Genomic DNA, 20,405 nt, shown 5'->3' on the forward strand with positions numbered 1-20,405 from the left:
AGCGGGCCATGAACTTCGTGCAATTCCTACGGAAGACCGTCGGCTATTTTTGGAGTTTGCATCTGACGGCGGCCTTGGGCGCGGCCGTCACCGCCGCGGTCCTCACCGGGGCCTTGGTGGTGGGCGACTCCATGCGGTTCAGCCTGCGGCGTTTGACGCTGGATCGCTTGGGGCGAGTGGATCAGGCCATGACCGGCCCGTATTGGCTTACGAACGCGTCGGCCGAGCGTCTGGCGTCTTCGCCCGAGTTCACCGCGGCTTTCGACGCCGTGGTCCCGGTGATCCGCCTGTACGCGGCCTTGCAGCGCCAATCGCCCGACGGCGCCGCGGCGGGTCACGTACAGGTCTTGGGTTGCGACGCCCGCTTTTGGTCGGCGATGGGAAACGCACCGCCCCAACCGCCGGGTCCCCGGGAAATCGTGCTCAACCGGCAAACGGCGGAACTGCTCGGGGCGACCCCCGGCGATCGCCTCATCCTCCGCCTGCCGCGACTGCAAGTCGTGCCCGGCGAAAGCGTGTTCGGGCGAAAGGCCGACACCATCGAATCGACGGTCGTCACGGTCAAAGCGATCATCGAGGACGACGGCGCGGGACGATTCGCCCTGGAACCTTCCCAACAGGCGCCGCGGAACGCCTTCGTCGATTCGGCTTGGCTGGCGGAACGGTTGAACTCGCCCGACACCGCCAACGTGTGGTTGATTACCGGCAAGCGGGCGGACCGCCCCGCCGCCGCCGAGGCCGAACGGCGACTGGGCGAGATCTCGATCTTCACGGCGGACGACCTGGGACTGCGATGGGAGGAATCGCCGAGGGGCTATGTCCACCTGACGAGTCGGCGGATGCTGCTGGCACCTTCTCTCCGCCGCCTGGTCGAGTCGCGACTCAAGCCCGCCGCCGCGGACCCCGTTTTCTTTTACCTGCTGGAGACCGTCCGCGCCGGGACGCACGCCATTTATTACGCCACGGCGGCGGCCCTGGAATTGGCGCCCGCGCCTCCGCTGGGGCCTTTCCCCGCCCCCGATGGTACGCCCGTCGCCACGCCCGGGGAAGATGAAGTCGTCCTCAACACCTGGGCGGCCGAGCAGTTGCACGTGGCCGTCGGCGACACCGTCGAAGTCACGTGGTTCGATCCCGAGCAAACCGGCGGCGAGGTCCGGCGGACCACGCGCACGTTCCGCGTCAGCGGCATTACGGCGATCGCGGAGGCGGCGGACGATCCCAAGCTGATGCCGGAAGTGGCGGGCCTGACCGATCGCCGTTCCATCGCCGATTGGGATCCGCCTTTTCCCTTCGACGCCGGCAAAGTGACGCCCGCCGACGAGGAGTATTGGGAACGCCATCGCGGCACGCCCAAGGCGTACTTCTCCCCGAAGATCGCCGCGCGGTATTGGGCCAATCGTTGGGGCGATGCCACCTCGCTCCGCATCCTCCCGCCGCCGAACGTCTCGCCAAACGAGATCCGATCGCGACTGCGCTTCTCGGCCGAGGAAGCCGGAATCACGCTGCTGCCGGTCAAACGTCAAGGACTCGCCGCATCGGCCGGCACGACATCGTTCGGCATGCTGTTCTTGGGATTCAATATGTTCGTGATGACGGCGGGGCTGCTGCTGACTTCGCTCCTGTTTCGCTTGGGGATCGAGAAGCAAACGCGGCAATTGGGCGTGCTGTCCGCCGTCGGTTGGCCCCCCCGGCGCCTGCTGATCTTCCTGCTCGGCCAAGCGTGCGTCGTCAGCCTGTTGGGCGGCATCCTGGGCGTTCCCTTGGGTCTGGGCTACGCGGCGGCCTTCGTCGCCGGTCTCAACACCATCTGGTTGCCCGCCGTCGCCGTGCCGTTTCTGCGTTTCCACGCCGGGGCAGGCTCCCTGCTCATCGGCGGATGCGCCGGCGTCCTCACCGCCGCGGTCGTGACGACCTGGGCGCTTTTGCGATTGGTGCGAGCGCCCACGCGGGAGCTGTTGTCCGGCGGGACGGGCGAAGTCTCCCCCGCGGCGGGCGTGCGAAGTTGGAGGACGAAACTGGAGGCTTGGATCGCTCTCGCCTGCTTCCTGCTGGCTTTGGGCGCGGCGACTTTGGGCGTCCGCGGCGATGAAATGCAACAGGCCTTGGCGTTCTTTCTGGTGGGACTGTTGATCCTGGCCGGGGCCATGCTCGCCCTGCTCGCGCGGCTCCATCGGTCGGCCCGTCAGGCCCGGGCGGCGCGCTCGCTGGGAGGCTTGGCCCTCCGCAACGCCGCCCGCAATCCGACCCGAAGCACCTTGAGCCTGGGCATGACCGCTGCCGCGTGCTTCCTCATCTTCTCCGTGGCGGCGTTCCGCTTGGACCCCTCGCAATCCGTCCCCGCGAAGGACGGCGGCAACGGCGGATTTTGGCTGCTGGGCGAGACCGATCAGCCGATCTTCGCCGACCTCAACACGCCCGACGGTCGCCGGTCCCTCGGTTTCTCTCCGCAAGACGCGCGCCGATTGGATGCCGTGCGCATCGTTCCGCTCAGGCTCCAGAGCGGGGAGGACGCCGGTTGCCTCAATCTTTATCGCCCGCACCAACCCCGGGTCTTGGGAGTGCCCAAGGCGCTGCGTCAACGGGACGGCTTTTCCTTTGCGGCGGGTATGCCGAAGGCGGCGGCACCCGGTGCGCCGACCAACCCGTGGCACCTTTTGGACATGCCCGACGGCGGCAACTCGTCGCCGACGACTCCCATCCCGGCCATCCTCGACGACGCCACGGTCAAGTATTCGCTGAATCTCTCCGGCGTGGGCGCGGAGTTCGAGATACTGGACGGGCGGGGGCATCCCGTGCGACTCCGAGTCGTCGCCACGCTGCAAAACAGCATCTTTCAAGGAAACGTCTTGATCGCCGAAGAGGCGTTCATCAAGCTGTTTCCCGACACGACCGGCTACCGTTATTTTCTCGTCGAGCCGCGCGTCGCGTCGCACAGCGCCGCCGCGCCGAACCGGGGCGAGAAGCCCCAGGGCGAGAAAACGGCGCAGGATTGGCGGGAGGAGGCGCACCGCGTGCAACGCGTGCTGGAGCGGCAGTGCTTGGACTACGGCATGACCATGACCCTAACGACCGAACGCCAGGCCGCCCTGCTGGCCGTCCAAAACACGTACCTCTCCACGTTCCAATCCTTGGGCGCCCTGGGATTGCTGCTGGGGACCTTCGGCTTGGCGGCGGCCCAAATTCGCAGCGTGGCCGAGCGGCAGTCGGAGTTGGCCCTGTTGCGGGCGGTCGGGTTTCGCGACGTCCGCATCCGCAACTTGATCGTCCTGGAAAACCTCGTCTTGCTAGGGGGCGGTTTGGCCCTGGGAACGGCGTCCGCCGCCGCGGCGGTGCTGCCTCAATGGTTCCTCGGTCGGGCGTTCCCGTCCTTCACCACGCTGCTCTGGATTGTGCCGATTTCCTTGGCGGTCGGGCTGATTTCCGCGGCCTTGGCGGGACGACAACTGACCGCACTGCCCTTGATCGGGGCCCTCCGCCGCGAATGACCCCAAACGCGAAGGGCGGCATCGTGCCCGCGCGTAGCGCAGTGCCTATTTAGGAGCCACCGGCGTGAGCTGGTGGTGAATGCTCGCTTGTGCGCTTCGCAATGCGTATTCAGGAGCCACCAGCGTGAGCTGGTGGTGGAGAACGCGTGAAATCGCTTCCCAACTTCGCGCGAATCGAACCCTGATTCTTCCACCGCCGGCTAACGCCGGCGGCTCTAAGCATTTCCCATCAACACGCGATTGCGCATGGAGCCACCAGCGTGAGCTGGTGGTGAATGCTCGCTTGTGCGCTTCGCAATGCGTATTCAGGAGCCACCGGCGTGAGCTGGTGGTGGAGACGCCCGGGAAATAAGACGCTGTGGCACTTCCTCCACCTCGGGCTTACGCCCGAGGCTCCAGAGGCTTGCCCGAGGGTCCAGAGGTTCGCCTGAGGCTCCTTGTCCGAGGTGAATGCCCGAGGCTCTTGGTTATCTTATTTATTCGGGATGGAAGCATCGGGCCAGCCGCTCGACCAAAAGCGGCGTGCGAGGACCGGGGACCACCGGCACGTCCGACAGAATGTACACCCGACCCGTCCGTACCGCCGCGACCTCGCGGACCTGCTTCCAACCGCTGAGGATGACCTCGCGATCGACGTCCGCGGCGGGCATGTCGCCCACCAGGTCCACGATCACCTCGGGATCGAGTCGGAGGATTCCCTCGGCCGAAAGGACGGGAAAAGGGACGCCTAAATGCTTGGCCGCGTTCTCTCCGCCGGCCAGTTCGATGACCTGATCCAGAAACCCGTCGTCGCCGGCGGCGTACACGTCGCGGAGACGGTTTTCTTCGATCGTGCGGTCGATCGCCAGCAACACACGGGGACGCGGTCGGCCGCGCCATCGCTCGGCCACGCGATCCAACCGCTCTCGCAGCATGGCGGCCTCCTTTCGGCCCCGCTCCTCCACGCCGAAGACCCGGCCCAATGTTTCGAACGAGGCGAACACGCCCTCCAAGTTGCGGTGATCGACCGTCAGAACCGGCAGCGAGAAATGTTCGAACATTTCCTCGAAGCGCTGCGCGCCGGCGGGGACGATCACCAAGTCGGGTTGCAACCGCAGCACGGCCTCCGCGCTGGGATTGAGGTATCCGCCGACTTTGGGCAGGTCGGCGGCCTCGGGTGGATAGCGACAGAAATCGGTCACGCCCACCACCCGATCGCCCACACCCAGCGCGAACAGCGTCTCGGTAATGCTGGGGGAGAGCGAGACCACACGTTGGGGAACGGCGGTAGGCTCTCGACCGGCGGAAGACGGCTTGGCGGGCGAGGTCGGTCCGTCGCTTGAACCGCACCCCGCCGCCCACAGAAACATCAAAAGGAGCGCGGTCGGCCGAATCGCCCGCCGTACTCGCGCTCCCCTATCTTCCGCTTGGTTCCACATGGATTGCGATGCGCTGATCCGTCCCTGCTCAGCGGCCCTTCACGTCGTAGCACATCAGCACGTTGTGCGCCCGGAGATAGAGCTTGCCGTCGCAGATCACGGGATGCGGCCAAGCGGGACCGTCCACGACCTCGGGCGTGAACGAGCTGATGACGCGAAACTCCTTGGGATCGGCGGCGATCAGGGCCGTCAAGCCCGATTCGTAACGGAAATAGAGCTTGCCGTCGGCGTACAGAACGGCGGCGGAACCCCGGGCGAGCGCCCTTTCCTTCCAGTTGATCTTGCCGGTCATGAAGTCTAAGCAGGTGGGCGTGCCTTGGTTCTGTCCGTCCCCGCCGTAAATCGCGTCGCCTACCAGCACCACGCCGCCGTGGTGATTGGCGAAGTGGCGATAGTCGAAGAAATAGACCTCGCGCGCGGACCAGCGATCGCCGTCGCGCTCCACGTCCACCAGGGCGCAGCCCGTCCGATAGCTGGTGGTCACGAAGACGTAATGATCGCGGATGACGGGCGACGTGATGTTGGCCACGGCGTTGGCGATGCGGTTGTAGTTCCAGAGCAGTTTTCCGGTTTGGGCATCGACGCTCACGGCGCCGCGACCGACCACGGTCACGTACTGCCGCACACCGTGGATTTCGGCGGGAACGATGGAGGCGTAGCCCGCCCCGTCCTTGCCGGCAGGTCCCAAGTCGCCGGGATCGCACTGCCAAATCGTCTCGCCGGTATCCTTATTCAGGGCGACCAGCAGGGCCTTCGGTCCGCCCGGCGTGCACACCAGTTTCTCGCCGTCCACCAGGGGCGATTCACTGAACCGCCAGACCGACATCATCACGCCGCCGAAGTCGCGTTCGAAGTTTTTCCGCCAAACGACGCTCCCGTCCGCGGCGTTCAGGCACACCAGATCGCCGCTGGTGCCGATGGCGTAGACTTTGCCGCCGTTGACGGTGGGGGTGCAGCGCGGACCGCCGTCGGAGTGCGGGGGGCCGACCTCCGCCGCCCACAACTCCTTCCGACTCGCCAGATCGTACGCGATGACGTACTGCCGCTCGGAGCCGCCGTCGCCGCGGCGATCGCCCATCGTGTAGATTCGCCCGTCCGCGATAGAGACCGTGGAATAGCCCCGGCCCAGGCCTTCCAACTTCCACAGCAGCTTGGGACCGCCTTCCGGCCATTGGTCGAGCAAACCGGTCTCGGGGCAGATGTTGTCGCGATTAGGGCCGTGGAATTCCGGCCAATCCGCCGCCCGCGCCGCCTGCACGACCAACACGAACGAAACCAAACCCGTCGCCAATGCCCACGATGCTCTACACACGGTCCGCCTCCCGGTCAAAACGCGTCGTTGATGAAGAAAACAGGGGCAACATGACCCTCGCCGAAACGGCGGCAAGCCCTCGCCGCCGCTCGCTCGGCATCGGGTCAATTGTGACCGAGCGTCGCGGAGGTGTCAAATGCCCGAGTCGCCCGCGATTGCACCGCCGGCTTGCGCCGGCGGCTCCAGAAAGCGTATTGCACTCTGCGCGAGCAGGAGCCTCCAGCGTGAGCTGGAGGTGTTTTATCACTACCCAGGATTCCACCACCGGCTTACGCCGGCGGCTCCAGAAAGCGTATCGCACACGGCGCGAGCAGGAGCCTCCAGCGTGAGCTGGAGGTGTTTTATCACTACCCAGGATTCCACCACCGGCTTACGCCGGCGGCTCCAGAAAGCGTATCGCACACGGCGCGAGCAGGAGCCTCCAGCGTGAGCTGGAGGTGTTTTATCACTACCCAGGATTCCACCGCCGGCTTACGCCGGCGGCTCTAGAAAGCGTATTGCACTCTGCGCGAGCAGGAGCCTCCAGCGTGAGCTGGAGGTGTTTTATCACTACCCAGGATTCCACCGCCGGCTTACGCCGGCGGCTCCAGAAAGCGTATCGCACACGGCGCGAGCAGGAGCCTCCAGCGTGAGCTGGAGGTGTTTTATCACTACCCAGGATTCCACCACCGGCTTACGCCGGCGGCTCCAGAAAGCGTATCGCACACGGCGCGAGCAGGAGCCTCCAGCGTGAGCTGGAGGTGTTTTATCACTACCCAGGATTCCACCACCGGCTTACGCCGGCGGCTCCAGAAAGCGTATCGCACACGGCACCGGCACGCGGCGTCGGCGTCATCCGCGGGGTTCATTGTTCGGCGGGCGGCGTCTTCCAGCCGCGGTAGAACTCGAGGAGTCGGCCCAGGTTCACCCGCACGTAAGGCTCGTCACAGGCGGGCGTGGTTCGCCCGGCATCCGCCACCCACATATCGTGCTTTTCCGGTTGCATCACGGCATTGTGCAGGTTGGAACTCATGGCCACAGGTCGCTTGATGATCTCGATCATGGCGGCGGGGTCGATGCGGCCGAACCGCTCGTGCAATCGCTCGCTGAGGATTTCGGCCCGACGCTCGCCGGAGACGAACACGGTGTCCTCGGGAACCGGCGGCAGAAGGGGATGTTGCTCGCCGGGTCGCAAGACCAGCACCTCATTCGGCACCGCCCGGACCGCGGCAAGGTTCCGCTCACGATCGCTGAAAACGTAATAGTACTCGCAGGTTCGGGGAGTTTGGCGGAGAATCTCCAACGCCTCCTCCACGGTGGACGCCCGCTCCATGATCTCGCGGAGCAGCAGGCTCATGGGCATCCCGTCCCAATCGCCTTCGCCGCGACCGCCCATCTCGCCCACCGCCAAGCCCTTTTCGTTCATGGCGGTCACGGTACCGACGAAACCGGCGTAGCCCAGGCTCATCCAGGCATGGCGGCCTTCGGGCAGAAAGACCTGCACGGCGGCGCACTTTTGCAGATGGATGTCGCGCATGTAATCGAGAACCCGGGCATGGACGACGGAACCGTCGGCGCTGGCCTTGCCCCGAACCGCCACGCCGCTGCAATGAAAACGCTCGGGAAAGAAGTTGGCGTAGCGACCGTCGCGGATCGAAACGCCCGCGGCTTGGGAAAGGGCGTCGATTTCCTCCACGTATCGGGCGGGAACGTGGGGAGCGGTCCGCTTTTCGATCTCGGCCATGGTATCCAAGAACCAGACGCCCCCGGCCATGGAATCGGCTGCGCCCACCCCGTACACCACCCGTTCCACCAAATAGCGAACTTGTCCCGCCAAGAGTCGCCCGTGTGCCGTCCCCATTTCCCGCGGGTTGCCGTCCACGATGACGATCTGCTTGCCCTGATAGTGCAGCAATACGCCGTGCCCCTCGGGATCGACGGCGACGATCCGATAACCCTCGGCGGAGAGCGGCGCGATCGCAGATTCGGCGACCGCCCGATGCATCGAGAGGACCGTCAGCACGGTCCAAGCGACAAGCAGTCCCACGAAGGGCCAAACAACAAGCCGAGCACGTCGCGACGGCCACATTGCGCGCGAACCGTCCAAGCCGTAAAAGCTCTGCGTCATGGATAAACCTCGATCAGGCGATGCGTATGGTGCGTCGTGTTATGCGAAGCGAACGTAAAAGCCTCCCAGGCCGGGCCGCACCCGCTAGGGCAAACTCTCCAATGCGAAATTGATCACCGCACCGAACATGCGATACACATCCTCGGCGGCAACGTCCTGCATTTCGGCGTTGGCCGGGGGCGCGAACAATTCGCGGGCGGCGGGGGCTTCCGTCTGCCAACTCTCGAAGCGAATCCGCACGGTGGCATCATCGGCTTCCACGGTCAATTCTTCCGGAACGGAAGCGTTCGGCGGATAGATCAACCGCGCGGCGGGTCGCTGTTCGCCCGGTTGCGTCACCACCAGCGTTCGCCGCCCGTCTTCGGACGGAATCTCGCGGATTTCGACCAGGGCCTCGAGCGCGGCGGGGGAGGCCGCAGCACCCGCCACCGCCATCACCGCGAACCGCGCACTTTGCAGATACTCGGACCGCACGAAGGTCAGCGGCGAGCGGACGGCGCTTGGCCCCTCGCGTCCGGCGAAGGTCTTCCCGGCAATCGACGTCATCCAGGGAAAGTCGCCCTGTCCGATGGTAAAACCTCCCAGTTGCGGCACCTTGCCGGTCAGACGGAAGCGCGGACCGTGGCCGCGAATCAGCATCATCTCGCCGTCTTGGCCGCCTTGTTGCGATTGCACGTCCGCCCTCAGCCGCACGATATGGCATCGTCCCGGGGACGGTTCCTGCAAATAAAACCGCGTCCACTCCCGCAGCGTGGCCGAAAGCAGGGCGGCAGGCGTCCGGTTGCCCGCGGCAGGGGCGGGCGAGGGCGCTGCGCCGGGCGGCAAATCCTGCGCGAAAAACGCCGCCGTGGTATCCAAAATCTGCGGCAACGCTCCCAGCGACGTGTAGTGCCCCATCCCCTCCAGCCACACCACCCGATCCGAAATGCCCAAGGCTTCAGCAAGTTTTTCCGTGGAAGCCTTGGGGATCACCTCGTCCTCGCCGGCGTTGATCATGAGGACGTTTCCCGCCCGGGCACGCTCGCGGAGGGCATCCGCTTGATACAACGGGTCGGCCCGGCGAAACGCCTCCAGGACCGCCGACCGCTGCTCTTCGGATAGCCCGGCAAGGAATCGCCGCAGATCCTCGGCCTCTCGGGCGGTGGCGAGGATGCCCGGCAAATCTCCGCCCGCCAGAATCAAGGCCGCCCGATGCAATCGAGGCTCACGCTCCGCGGCGGAGGCGGCGATAATTCCGCCCAGGCTGATCCCCGCCACGCCGATGCGGTCGGCGCGGACCTCCGGTCGTGAGGCCAAGAAATCGACGGCACGCCGCACCTCCTCCATCGTCTGATCCAGGACCGCGGTGAATCGCTCCGGTCGCGCGAGAATGTCGTGAGGACCGTTCGGACCGCCGCGCTCCCCGTAGTACGGCAATTGGAAGACCATCGCCGGAATGCCGCGCGACGCCAACACCGATGACAAAATCCGCACCAACTCCAAACTGCCGTCCAAAATGTGCAGACAAATCACCGCCGGTCGCGGCGGATCTTCGGCACGCATGTTCAGCGGCACATAGTATTCCACGGGAATGACGTTGTTTTGCGGCAACTCGGTGACCACGGGCGAGGGATACCGCAGGTGGATCACGCGGCAGTTCTCTTTCTCCGCGACGGAAACGATTCGGCAATCGAAACTCCCGCCGTGCGAGGACTTGGAAACGGTCCACACGCCGCCGGCCCGCCAATCGGTCGAAGCGGCCGCCCCGGAATCGGCCCCCTCTTCGGCCCCGACTGCGATGCCGCCGACCAAGGCGAACAGCACGCCCGCAAGCATTGCGCCGCGGAACGCCGCCGAAAGAACGCCGGTCCGGCACATCGCCGAAAACCCGCGGCTTGCCGGTCGCAAAACGGGCATTAGAAAACTCCAACGAGACAGTTCGGCTCCCATGACGCGCCGATCCTCCCAGGCTTGATGTCGATCAACCGTAGTTGCCGTAAAACCGGCGGACTCTTGGGTCCGCGAAAGGGCGACGAGCACTCCCCCGGCGTCCGAGGGCTGCGTTCGGAACAACGCCCCCACGTCGCCGAAGCGAACCATTATTCGCGATCCTCCGGCTTGGGCCAAGCCCGATCGACCGGAGATGCGTGCCACGCGACCCGTCCGCCGCCAACGTCCCCCGCCCGCGACAAGCCCCCGTACCGCCTTGCTTGCTACACCGATCTTGCCGGTCCGGTTGCACCGCCCCTCAGACTCAACCAAGATTGAGACTGCGCAGCGCTCGGCGATCCGCGGCGGCGAAGCATCCTCGCGACCGTGGACGACGCAAGCGCGGCGTCCCAGCGCGGCGGACCGCGGCGAGACCTCAGAGTTTTCGGCGAGATGCGACCATGATTGCGGTGACCGGAAGTAACGGACAATTGGGCGGGGAGCTTTGTCGCCGACTGGGAGATGCCGCCGTCGGCCTGGACCTGCCCGACTTCGATCTCACCAAACCCGAACAGGTCCGCGAGCGCTTGGCGGCCCTCCGCCCCGAGGCCGTCATCCATGCCGCCGCTTACACCGCCGTGGATCGCGCCGAGGACGAACCGGAGCGGTGTTTCGCCGTCAACGCCGAGGGGACCGGCATCTTGGCGGAAACGGCCCAACGCTTGGATTGTCCGCTCGTCTATATCAGCACGGATTACGTCTTCGGCGCCGCCCGACCGGACGCCGAACCGCACCGCGAAGAAGACCCGGTCTTCCCGCGAGGGGTCTACGCACAATCGAAGTACGAAGGCGAACTCCGCGCCCTGGCGTGGCAGCGGCACTTCATCGTGCGGACCTGCGGTTTGTACGGGCGACTCGGCCCGAATTCGCCGGGCAACTTCGTGGAGACCATGATCCGCTTGGCGGGGCAGGGTAAGACGCTCCGCGTGGTGGACGACCAATGGTGCACGCCCAGCTACGTCCCGCACGTCGCCGCGGCGGTGCTGTATCTCTTGCGCAGCGGAATGTACGGCACGTTCCACGTCGTCAACGGCGGCGCGACGACTTGGTACCGCTTTGCCTGCGAGATCTTCCGCCTCATGAACATCGACGCGGACATCCGGGCGATCACCACGGAGGAATACGGCGCCAAGGCCCCGCGACCGGCCTTCAGCGTGCTGGATACCTCGAAATATCATCGCTTTTCGGACGCCCCTCCCTTGCCGCACTGGAAGGAAGCCCTGGCCGAGTACCTTCGCGAACGCGGCGAAGTTCCGCCGCCCGCCTGACCGCCCGGTCGCCTGTTCGGTCACAAACAAGCCCGCCAGAGGCTCGGAAACCCCGCACGGCGGCGGGGGTGCGGCTGAAATGCTGTTGCGCGATTGGGGGGAATAAGTAAAACAGGGTGTTAGAGGTTTGCGTTGTTGGAAGTTCCCCTAACACCCTGAAAGGAATCGTGATGAGGAGTGTACTCAGCGCAGAGCAGCGTCGTCAACTGCACGAGAAGTTTGACAGCGTGTTGGACGCGATGCCGGTCAAGGTGGACGACTTCGAGAAAGCGGAGCAGGTCTTGAGCGAGGGCTTCCACGGCCTGGGCAATCAAGCCTTGCAGGCGTGGGCGGATTCGGCGAACACGTCGGATGCGTTGCCGAAGTGTCCGTGTTGTGGGGAGTCCATGCGGCATCGCGGCTGCCCGCCTTGCACGGTGGCGACGACTTTCGGCGACGTGAAATGCCGGCGTCCCCGGCGGCGTTGTGATCGTTGTGAAGAGGAATGGTATCCGCACGATGCGCGGTTGCGGTTTGCCGGCCACGGCGTCAGTTGGCCGTTGGCGAAAGTGGTGGCCCGGCTCATGGCATGGATACCGGCGGAACAAGTGCAGACGGTCTTGCGTGCGGACCACCGCGTGGAACTGAGCAAGCAAACGATCCAGCAGATCGCGCACACGGCGGGTGAGATGCTCTTGGCCCAGGAGGACGCTCAACGCCAGACGTTCTTTGGGTTGTCGCCCGCGGAGCAAGCCCAGAGGATGCCGCAGTCCACGTGCCATGCTCCCGTGGTGGCGGTGTATGCGGATGGGGCCATGATTCACGCGGAAGGCGAGTGGCGAGAGATTCGTGTCGGTCGGGTGCGGGCCCTGGACGGGGAAAAGAACACCCTGGCGCAGAAGACGTTCGCCCGGTTTTTGTCGTTGGAGGAGTTTGGCCGGCAGTTGTTTCTGGAGGCCTATCGCACCGGCTACGGCCAAGCGTCGCAACGTGTGTTCTTGGGCGACGGCGCGCACTGGCTGTGGGAATTGGCGGCCTTCCACTTTCCCGAGGCTGTGCCCGTCTTGGATTGGTATCATTTGAGCGAGAACGTCCACCAAGCGGCCCATGACGTATTCGGTGTGGGGACGGAGGAAGCGAAGGTTTGGGCGAAGGAGCGGCTCTTAGAATTGTGGGAAGGCGGTCACCGGCAGGCGCGCGTGGCGATCGCCGCCTTGCAGAAACAGTTGCGTGCGCCGAGCAAGCGGGAGGCGTTGCGGAAGCTGGGAGTGTATCTGAAGAACAATGCGGAGCGGATGGATTATCCCCGCTACCGTGCGGCGGGGTTGCCGATTGGCAGCGGCCCGGTCGAGTCGGCCTGCAAGTGCCTGGTGGGGGCACGCTGTAAACAGGCCGGGATGCGCAACTGGCGTCGTCGTCGGGCGGAGGCCATCCTGCGCCTCCGCGCCGCCCTTTACGACGGCCGCTTCGACGCCCTGTGGTCTGCCCATCTCCAACAAGCCGCCTAAACTTGCCACGATCTATCAGCCGCACCCTCCTTGACAGCCCCTACAAAACTCGATAGAGTACCGAAATAATGAAGCTTTGTCTCACTGTTCTGGAACACCTCCTCTAAGGTAGTTTACATAGCACAGCCCCTGTCCTCCAATGTCCGACATTAGAAGCCAACCCGTTAGTGCGCTCTCCGATGGCGGTGGCCAAGGTTGGTTCTACGTGCAATGGCATCTGACAGATCGCTGCAATCTCCGGTGTCACCATTGCTACCAATCCAGCTATTCCGGGGGAGACCTCTCTGAAGAGCAGTGTCTCGTTATAGCCGGTGAACTTGAGCGCGCAATGGGTGTTTGGAAACGCAGGGGTCGAATTTCCCTCACTGGTGGTGAACCCTTCCTTTCGGGCGCACGCCTGTTCCGTCTGCTGGATTTCTTCGATGGCTCCCAGAGTTTTGAATGGATTGGTATTCTCACAAATGGCACCCTCATCGACAGCCAGACAGCTCGCGGCTTAACACGTTATCGCCGTCTGCGCGAGGTGCAGGTGTCACTTGATGGTGCCACCGCTGAAACCCACGATCGAACACGCGGTGACGGTTCGTTCTCGCGTGCGATCCGAGGGCTTGCTTGCCTTGAACAGGTGGGCATTTCTACCTCGATTATGTTCACGTTGACGGCAGGGAATTACCATGAAGTTGACGGCATCGTCGATCTTGCGTTACAACTGGGCGTTGGGGCGATCACTATCGAACGCATGACCCCAATGGGCAAGTCGTGCGATTGTCAGTTGTCCGTTACAAAGGAGGTGCTAAAGGCAGCATACGAAACGGTTGCCCGGAAGAAAAAGACCTTGGACACACGCTGCTCCCTACGCATTCGCACGTCGCGACCGTTGTGGTGCCTAGTGGATGATACTCTAGGCGGCTTCTGCCCTGCCGGACTGATGAGCCTCTGCGTTCTTCACGATGGCACGCTGTTGCCGTGCCGCCGTTTGGAAATCCCACTTGGGAACATCTTAACAGACGGATTGTTCAAGGTGTGGTACACCTCTGACGTTCTTTGGAGCCTTCGCCAGAAGAATCGGATGGAAGAAACCTGTAGAACGTGCAAGTACCTGGGCAAGTGCGGAGGTTGCCGAGCGGCTGCCTTTGCGGCAAGTGGCAATTTTCTGGCACATGATCCGCATTGCTGGAAAGGGGATGTGTTTTAATGCCCCACAACAAGCTTTTGCAGCAAGTATACCAATTGGCAGGCGACTACACTCTATACCAGGGCCAACCTGACGAGAAGCGATACTGCCTGTTTAACGTGCGAGACGGTAAGATTTTTCGCCTGAACGCGGTCAGCTATGCAATGCTCGAATCGTTCGACGGCGAGGATACGGTCGAGACCATAGCAACGAAGCTGTCACAACGGTTTGCTGCGAGTGTCGAGGAGATTCGGAATGACCTCTTGGCAATGATTGCTGAGTGGACGAACCGAGGCATTTTAATCCCCAAAGGAGGTTTCTGATGGAGACCAACGAAAAACCCCAAGTGTACGAGAGCCCCCTCTTCGAGGAGGAAGATGGAATGACTTTCCCTGAGGAACTGTGGGCAGAGTTCAACCAGGGGAAGTGGTGTTTCGGGTGTACCAATTGCAACTGCAATTGACTCAACGGTTCAAAGGCAACGGGGCCGGTGAGGCGATCCCGTTTCTTTCCGAGACTACTGATTACAGTTTCTTGATAGACGGGACGACCGGCCTGCGAAACCCTCTGCAAGGGTTTCGCGAGGTCGTTTGGTTATTTCTCTATTGTGAGTGCCGATGGGTTTTCCCGTTTGTTGCACGCGATTTCGTGTTTATTTGGCCCACCTCGATGACTTCGCTGGACGCCGCCGCACACCGCCGCGTAGACCGCCGCCAGCGTGCAATGATCCAGGGCCGTATGAAGACGCATGAATACGCTCCTCGTTGTAAATCGAAAGTAGATTGCCAGCCCCGTTTCCAATGCACGCGGCGTCGCGAAGTCGTGAAGGTAAAGGTGCTCGTACTTCACCATCCGCCACCAACGCTCCGCAAAGACGTTGTCCAGCCAACGGATGCGACCGTCCATGCTGATCGCCACGGTAGCCGACTCCAATCGCCCCGTGAACGCCGCGGCCGTGTATCGCACGCCTTGATCCGAATTGAAGATCTCGGGCTCGCCCCCGCCAAGAGCCTCCTCCAACACCTCCAGGCAGAACAAACCGTCCAGCGTCTTCGACAATCGCTACCACAACACGTTGCGGCTGTACCAGTCCATGACCACCGTCAGGCACATCCAGCCGGTCGGCATGGGCACGAAGCTGGACGGCACCTAGTTGGGACGCACAATTCTGCCGTCGAGCAACTGCCGCTTCCACTGCCCAATCCACCCAAGATGGACGCCGAACTGGCACGCCAGCTTGCTCGTCATTCGACCCCTCGCACCGCCGCCTTAGCCTTCAAGGCCGCCTCGATCCGTCGCCGCTTCGCTCCCATAGCGTCCTCTCACAATTTGGACCAAGCCTACCAAGGTTTAAAACCAAAGTCTTGGTCCAGTTTCCGGGGGCCACTATACGCATCGGCCCTCTTGCCGTCGCACAAACGGAATTCCTATGATCTTTGATTCGCACGTTCATCTCTGTGAAAAGCGATTATTGAAAGGCGTTTGCGGAACGCACTCCGAATTGTTTGGATACAGCAACGCCCGAGAAAACCCGTGGAAGAGCTATAGGCGTGTAGCGGCAAAGAACGGAGTGTTCAAAGCCATCGTTATGCCTCTCCCATTCAAAGAGCTTTCAGCAACGGCCGCGGATGAGTATGTCTGCCAGGCGGCAGCCTGCAATCCTGACTTAATGATGGCGATCGCGCTCATCACTCCGAACGTTTCACACCTTAACTTGCTCCGAACCAATATCGTTGGAGCTAAGGAGCATTTTTATCTTACTGCCGGGCAGCCTGCCAAGGCTTACTTTGCGGCATACGACTTCCTCCAACAGAATGATTTGGTCCTCCTGATTCATCCTGCTATGAAGGAAAGAGTCACGCGGGTCACTGAGATCAAGAAGAACTTTCCCCGCCTGAAAGTCATCTTGGCACATTCTGGACGCAAATGGCCGTACACCGGCGACGAGGTGGTGGATGTGGCCCGCAAACTCGAACGTTTCGACTCTCTCTTCTTCGACACGTCTTGCATCCGTAACCCTAATGCGATCACCCGGTTAGTGGAAGTTGTGGGATGCGAGCGAGTTCTCTTTGGGTCGGACTTCCCCTATTTCCAATCGGAAGACGAAGACACCTACGGGCAGGAAATTGCCGCAGTGGCAGATGCACGTCTCAGCGACGAACACCGCCACCACATCTTCCAGCAGACTTTTCGGAACCTGTTCCTACGTGACGCATGGGTTCGCCGCGTTTGCAGGCAGGACAAAGACTCGTTGTTGAATATCATTCAAGATATTCCAGCCGACGAGCGCAGGTTCCTGGCAATCGACAAGAAAAGGGACATCGTAATAGATGCGGTTCGCAACGAACGACACATCCTGCTTCTCGAAACCGGCGACGAGATCGTCGGTTTCGCACGGGAAAGCGGACGAGCAGGCAATGGAGCCGTCGTCGAGGAGATTTACGTGAAGCCTGCCCACCGCGGCAAAGGGTATGCTAAACGTCTGTTAGCAACCTTTGCGGCGATGTTCGACTGGATGGAGATGAAGACCTATTCAGATAACAAGAACATCTGCAATCTCGCAAAGCGTGCCGGATTTGTAATCGACAAACGAACGCCAAAGGGATCGCTCTTGACGTGGAAATGGTCGCGGGGGTAGTCCGATGGCTCGAGTTCTTCAAGGTCGCGTGCTTCACCTTCGTAACCTTGGAGGCGTGGTCTTCCTGGTAATTCGATGTGGCACCGAGTCCCATCGGCTCGTATGCAGCAAGGACAACGTGGCAGCGGAGGAATTCCGACAAGTTCGCAAATTGAAGCGAGGAGACTTCACGAAGGTAGTGTGCGAAAAGCCAGGCCGAGACCTTAGAATTGTACAGGTTTGTCTGTCGATACCGGCGTCCAAGGCAGCTTTTGCCCTGCCCGACGACCAACTCGATCTGGTGCTGGCTTACTCACGGCTCTTACAGTCGATTCGTCGAATCCTGGGTTCTGACGGATTCGTAGAAGTCAGATTGCCGTCAATTCACTTTGGCGTACACAAGCAGGCGCACTTTTCTCTCGACTTCTTTGGCCTGCCTGCGCGATTAAGTACGAGCAACGCCCTGCACCTCAACGTCTTAGCGATCCACCTGTGCAAGGTGTTCTGTTTGCAGCCATGTTTTAGGGCAGAGCCTTCGCGGACGCACAAGCACTTGGCTGAGTTTGACATCCTGGAGGCGGCCCACATGAACACTACGATGGAAGCCGCTATGGTACTCGTCGAACGCTTGGTGAAACAGTTGGCCGTGGAAGTCCGGCAAATGACTGATGTGTGTACTGTTGCCCAGATAGACGTATCGATCCCTTTCCGCCGCATCAGTTATGATGAGGTAGCCGCAAAGCATGGGGTACATGGGTGTGGACTTGGCCAGCATGAGCGACGAATAGCTGAAGATGGACCGATTTTCATAACAGATTTTCCGGCTCACCTTGCGTCGTGGTCCGCAAAGCCGAGTCGGCCGGGCTACGCTCAGTCCTTTAATCTACTATTGCCAGGGGTCGGGGAGGTCGTGGAAGGTAACGAAAAGGAGACTTCGGTAGAACTGCTAAACCGTAAGTTTCAGAACCTCGACATGGTGAAGCAGCTTGGCTGGTACACCAAGCATTTCGTGCATCCAGGGTGCCGCCTTGCTGGATTCGGCCTCGGTGTGGATCGTCTGGCCATGTGGTTATTTGGCGTCAAGAACATCCGAAGACTACACCCATTCTTCCGAGATCAGCGGTTCTCCGAAATCCATGATGAATCCGGTGACTGACGCCATTATACGAATACACATTCTCCGAGCCATCGGTTCACTCAAGAACATGATTGAGGAGATGGAACGGAAAGGTTTGGAATTAAAACGCCTGACCAAGACTGCGGCGATACTCGCAACAGTCGGGGTATCTCGGAATTCACTCCCTCGCAGTGTACTTACTCGCTGCCTCCGAGAACAACAACAGGACGGAGGTTGGATTGGCGTCACCGATACAATGTGGAATGCTTATTTCCTTGAAAATGACGATACCCACAATCACGACGCTGAATTTCTGCGGAGTCTCGACTATCTTAAAGGACAGCGGACGGCTGATGGGCTTTGGGGACGGTCTGCTAGAGATATGAGCCGGATTCCGGTCACGGGAATGATGCTGTACCTCCTGCCACAGTTGGCAACGCCGGATGTTCTGCACGGTTTGGAACGCCTTTGGTGCGCCGAAAGGAACACACTGACGTACAAGGCTGCGTACGTTTTGATGGCAATGGCGCGGTGTTCGTACATTCCACAACGAACCGGACTAATCGAGGAGACGATGGCGTGGCTGATAGAGAACCAGCGGGATGATGGGAGCTTCGCCCCCTGGAAGTCGCATCCTGTCGCGTCTGACGTATTCTGTACGTCTGTCGCACTCCTCGGCATGGCGCAGTATCCGCAATTTGTTTCACCAGAGGCGTTCCAGAAGGCGGGTCGCTGGCTGTTAGAAACACAACTGCCCACCGGAATCTGGCCATACCATGAGATCGAGGACGGCGCATCGTGGGCACTGTGGGCGTTGGCCCATCTCGCGTCCCATTTTGGAAAGATGAAGAGACAAGCATGAAAGTGCTTCTCGTCTATCCAGCACCCTCAGTTGACAAAGATCGGCGCTATGGCTACTCGCTGAACCTCCTGTATCTCGCGGCACTTCTGCGCGGGGCAGGCTACGCACCCGAGTATGTCGATTTCTCATTAACCCCAGACGCGGAAGACAAATTGTACGCGCTATTGCCTTCCGCTGTGGCTGTGATCGTTGAGGTCGATTCATTCCCGCTAAAACGAAGCGAAAATGTTTGCCACGCGGAGAAGGTGATATACGACATTCGCCACAAATATCCACAAACGCCAGTGGTGGCCTGCGGCTACGACTGCATACTCAATCCGCGCGATATTGCCGGAGCCGACTACACTTACAGTACTGAGCCGGAACCAACGATTGTTGAGGTAATTAACCGTCTTACGCAGCGCGTCGCGCTGGACAGAATGGCTATCGCAGCCTGCCAGTTGAAAGACTTGGACTTTCTGCCCTTTCCAGAACGCGACCTGATTAGCGATGACATGGCCCGTGGGGGACCAACTGCAACACAGTCGTTAGCACGCTCTGCGTTGATTCAGACCAGCCGAGGGTGCCCCGGATCATGTACGTTCTGCCAAAGAAAGGGATGGCAAACTGGCGTCCGTTACCACAGTCACGACTACGTTGTTGACGAGTTTCGTGATCTCCAATCCCGCCAAGTGGTCAACGTGTGGGTGACGGACGATAATTTTGCATCGGATTTGCCAAGAGCAAAAGGCTTGTTGCAGATGCTTGCCGAATCCGGCAGCACGCATGGAATGCGGATAGCTTTGAGTACGTGGACGAAGATCGACACCGAGTTCTTGGATTTGGCAAAGGCAGCGGGCGTCAGCATCATCAGCCTTGGCTTGGAATCCGCAGCGAGTGAAATTCTTGAGTTTTACCGGAAGAAGATCGATCAGGGGCAAGTTCGCACGTTGATTGAGTACGCGGACTCCATCGGGATGTTCACGGTGGGCAACTTCATAATTGGCGCGCCGATGGAATCGGAGTGGACCATTGAGGCGACGTTTCGGCTCGCGGCCTCAATTCCAATCGACGAAGTCAACGTGAAGATTCTGACCTATATGCCCGGCTCGGAGTTGTTTGAACGTCTGCCCGACGAGAAAAGAGCGGAAAGGGCCGTGTTTGCCTGTCGTGAGAACGGGCTGAATTCGTTTGCTTTGGCGGACTTAAGGAACCACATCAGGCAATTCTATGCGGAGTTTCGCAAATCGCGGGAGAGGCGACTGGCGAAGAAAATTCACAAACATGGTCTGCCGTATTGCATCGCCCAAAAGGCGGGAAGGCGAGTCACGCCATAGAGCCGGCGATTCCATTTCGTTGGCCACTGCCGGGCCTGAGAGGTTCCGTGATCAACATCGCCTTGAACAGCGACAAGGTGTTGTCATTCTTGTTGCTGGCTCATTTCGGGGGCAACGATTTCCTGAATCCGGTGTATTGCGGCGTGGCCACCCACGTAGCCGATGGTCCCCGTGATTATGCCGGTTCCGATGCCGACCGGAACCGTGATCCAGGGTCCTCTTTCCGACGTGGCAAGACCGGCTGGCGAACCTCCCGCTAGATACTGTCTCGTAA

General features: G+C 61.4%; 15 protein-coding genes. 10 read left to right on the forward strand and 5 right to left on the reverse strand.

Features of this window, described 5'->3' with window-relative positions; translation table 11 throughout:
* The first annotated feature begins 8 nt into the window (after positions 1 to 8).
* A complete protein-coding gene (locus tag ACYQ6J_RS14230; protein ID WP_460184851.1) occupies positions 9 to 3,485 on the forward strand; it encodes an ABC transporter permease in 3,477 nt (1,158 codons plus the stop codon).
* Positions 3,486 to 3,961: 476 nt separating this feature from the next.
* Here the strand turns inward: ACYQ6J_RS14230 and ACYQ6J_RS14235 are convergent, their stop codons facing one another.
* The 4 genes from ACYQ6J_RS14235 to ACYQ6J_RS14250 form a co-directional block, all read right to left on the reverse strand.
* Positions 3,962 to 4,903: an ABC transporter substrate-binding protein gene (locus tag ACYQ6J_RS14235; RefSeq protein ID WP_460184852.1), complete on the reverse strand. Its 942-nt coding sequence runs from the start codon at positions 4,901 to 4,903 to the stop codon at positions 3,962 to 3,964.
* Between the two features lie 28 nt (positions 4,904 to 4,931).
* Positions 4,932 to 6,215, reverse strand: coding sequence for a PQQ-binding-like beta-propeller repeat protein (locus tag ACYQ6J_RS14240; RefSeq protein WP_460184853.1), 1,284 nt, complete (start codon positions 6,213 to 6,215; stop codon positions 4,932 to 4,934).
* A gap of 844 nt (positions 6,216 to 7,059) precedes the next feature.
* Complete coding sequence (locus tag ACYQ6J_RS14245) at positions 7,060 to 8,322, reverse strand: C45 family autoproteolytic acyltransferase/hydrolase (protein ID WP_460184854.1); 1,263 nt, start codon at positions 8,320 to 8,322, stop codon at positions 7,060 to 7,062.
* A gap of 84 nt (positions 8,323 to 8,406) precedes the next feature.
* Positions 8,407 to 10,401, reverse strand: a complete 1,995-nt coding sequence (locus ACYQ6J_RS14250; protein WP_460184855.1) for an alpha/beta hydrolase family protein — start codon at positions 10,399 to 10,401, stop codon at positions 8,407 to 8,409.
* 290 nt (positions 10,402 to 10,691) lie between these two features.
* Here ACYQ6J_RS14250 and rfbD point away from each other — a divergent pair, with 290 nt between their 5' ends.
* The 4 genes from rfbD (at position 10,692) to ACYQ6J_RS14270 (ending at position 14,542) form a co-directional block, all read left to right on the forward strand.
* Entirely contained in the window at positions 10,692 to 11,558 is an 867-nt protein-coding gene (gene rfbD, locus ACYQ6J_RS14255; protein WP_460184856.1) for a dTDP-4-dehydrorhamnose reductase, read from the forward strand.
* A gap of 170 nt (positions 11,559 to 11,728) precedes the next feature.
* Positions 11,729 to 13,045, forward strand: coding sequence for an ISKra4 family transposase (locus ACYQ6J_RS14260; RefSeq protein ID WP_460184857.1), 1,317 nt, complete (start codon positions 11,729 to 11,731; stop codon positions 13,043 to 13,045).
* A gap of 139 nt (positions 13,046 to 13,184) precedes the next feature.
* Positions 13,185 to 14,240 (forward strand): radical SAM protein, encoded by a 1,056-nt coding sequence (locus ACYQ6J_RS14265; protein ID WP_460184858.1) that lies wholly within the window; start codon positions 13,185 to 13,187, stop codon positions 14,238 to 14,240.
* Entirely contained in the window at positions 14,240 to 14,542 is a 303-nt protein-coding gene (locus tag ACYQ6J_RS14270; protein WP_460184859.1) for a PqqD family protein, read from the forward strand. Before ACYQ6J_RS14265 ends, ACYQ6J_RS14270 begins: the two co-directional genes overlap by 1 nt.
* 271 nt (positions 14,543 to 14,813) lie before the next feature.
* Here ACYQ6J_RS14270 and ACYQ6J_RS14275 read toward each other — a convergent pair whose 3' ends face one another.
* Entirely contained in the window at positions 14,814 to 15,278 is a 465-nt protein-coding gene (locus ACYQ6J_RS14275; RefSeq protein WP_460184860.1) for a hypothetical protein, read from the reverse strand.
* A gap of 370 nt (positions 15,279 to 15,648) precedes the next feature.
* Here ACYQ6J_RS14275 and ACYQ6J_RS14280 point away from each other — a divergent pair, with 370 nt between their 5' ends.
* The 5 genes from ACYQ6J_RS14280 to ACYQ6J_RS14300 all read left to right on the forward strand — a co-directional run bounded on the left by ACYQ6J_RS14280 (position 15,649) and on the right by ACYQ6J_RS14300 (position 20,391).
* Positions 15,649 to 16,857 (forward strand): GNAT family N-acetyltransferase, encoded by a 1,209-nt coding sequence (locus tag ACYQ6J_RS14280; protein ID WP_460184861.1) that lies wholly within the window; start codon positions 15,649 to 15,651, stop codon positions 16,855 to 16,857.
* Between the two features lie 118 nt (positions 16,858 to 16,975).
* Entirely contained in the window at positions 16,976 to 17,992 is a 1,017-nt protein-coding gene (locus ACYQ6J_RS14285) for an amino acid--tRNA ligase-related protein (RefSeq protein WP_460184862.1), read from the forward strand.
* Positions 17,985 to 18,815 carry a prenyltransferase/squalene oxidase repeat-containing protein gene (locus ACYQ6J_RS14290; protein ID WP_460184863.1) on the forward strand — a complete coding sequence of 277 codons (831 nt, stop codon included), beginning with the start codon at positions 17,985 to 17,987 and terminating at the stop codon, positions 18,813 to 18,815. Before ACYQ6J_RS14285 ends, ACYQ6J_RS14290 begins: the two co-directional genes overlap by 8 nt.
* Entirely contained in the window at positions 18,812 to 20,131 is a 1,320-nt protein-coding gene (locus ACYQ6J_RS14295; RefSeq protein ID WP_460184864.1) for a B12-binding domain-containing radical SAM protein, read from the forward strand. The genes ACYQ6J_RS14290 and ACYQ6J_RS14295 overlap by 4 nt, the downstream gene beginning before the upstream one ends.
* Positions 20,132 to 20,178: 47 nt before the next feature.
* Complete coding sequence (locus ACYQ6J_RS14300; protein WP_460184865.1) at positions 20,179 to 20,391, forward strand: hypothetical protein; 213 nt, start codon at positions 20,179 to 20,181, stop codon at positions 20,389 to 20,391.
* The last annotated feature ends 14 nt before the right edge of the window (positions 20,392 to 20,405 follow it).

The organism is Thermopirellula anaerolimosa, from assembly GCF_054657335.1.

What these genes read in the sequence shown, in the direction of transcription:
- ACYQ6J_RS14230 (WP_460184851.1), top strand. Translation starts at nt 9, where the DNA reads ATGAACTTCGTGCAATTCCTACGGAAGACCGTCGGCTATTTTTGGAGT.
- ACYQ6J_RS14235 (WP_460184852.1), bottom strand. Translation starts at nt 4,903, where the DNA reads ATGTGGAACCAAGCGGAAGATAGGGGAGCGCGAGTACGGCGGGCGATT.
- ACYQ6J_RS14245 (WP_460184854.1), bottom strand. Translation starts at nt 8,322, where the DNA reads ATGACGCAGAGCTTTTACGGCTTGGACGGTTCGCGCGCAATGTGGCCG.
- ACYQ6J_RS14250 (WP_460184855.1), bottom strand. Translation starts at nt 10,401, where the DNA reads ATGGTTCGCTTCGGCGACGTGGGGGCGTTGTTCCGAACGCAGCCCTCG.
- rfbD (WP_460184856.1), top strand. Translation starts at nt 10,692, where the DNA reads ATGATTGCGGTGACCGGAAGTAACGGACAATTGGGCGGGGAGCTTTGT.
- ACYQ6J_RS14260 (WP_460184857.1), top strand. Translation starts at nt 11,729, where the DNA reads ATGAGGAGTGTACTCAGCGCAGAGCAGCGTCGTCAACTGCACGAGAAG.
- ACYQ6J_RS14265 (WP_460184858.1), top strand. Translation starts at nt 13,185, where the DNA reads ATGTCCGACATTAGAAGCCAACCCGTTAGTGCGCTCTCCGATGGCGGT.
- ACYQ6J_RS14270 (WP_460184859.1), top strand. Translation starts at nt 14,240, where the DNA reads ATGCCCCACAACAAGCTTTTGCAGCAAGTATACCAATTGGCAGGCGAC.
- ACYQ6J_RS14280 (WP_460184861.1), top strand. Translation starts at nt 15,649, where the DNA reads ATGATCTTTGATTCGCACGTTCATCTCTGTGAAAAGCGATTATTGAAA.
- ACYQ6J_RS14295 (WP_460184864.1), top strand. Translation starts at nt 18,812, where the DNA reads ATGAAAGTGCTTCTCGTCTATCCAGCACCCTCAGTTGACAAAGATCGG.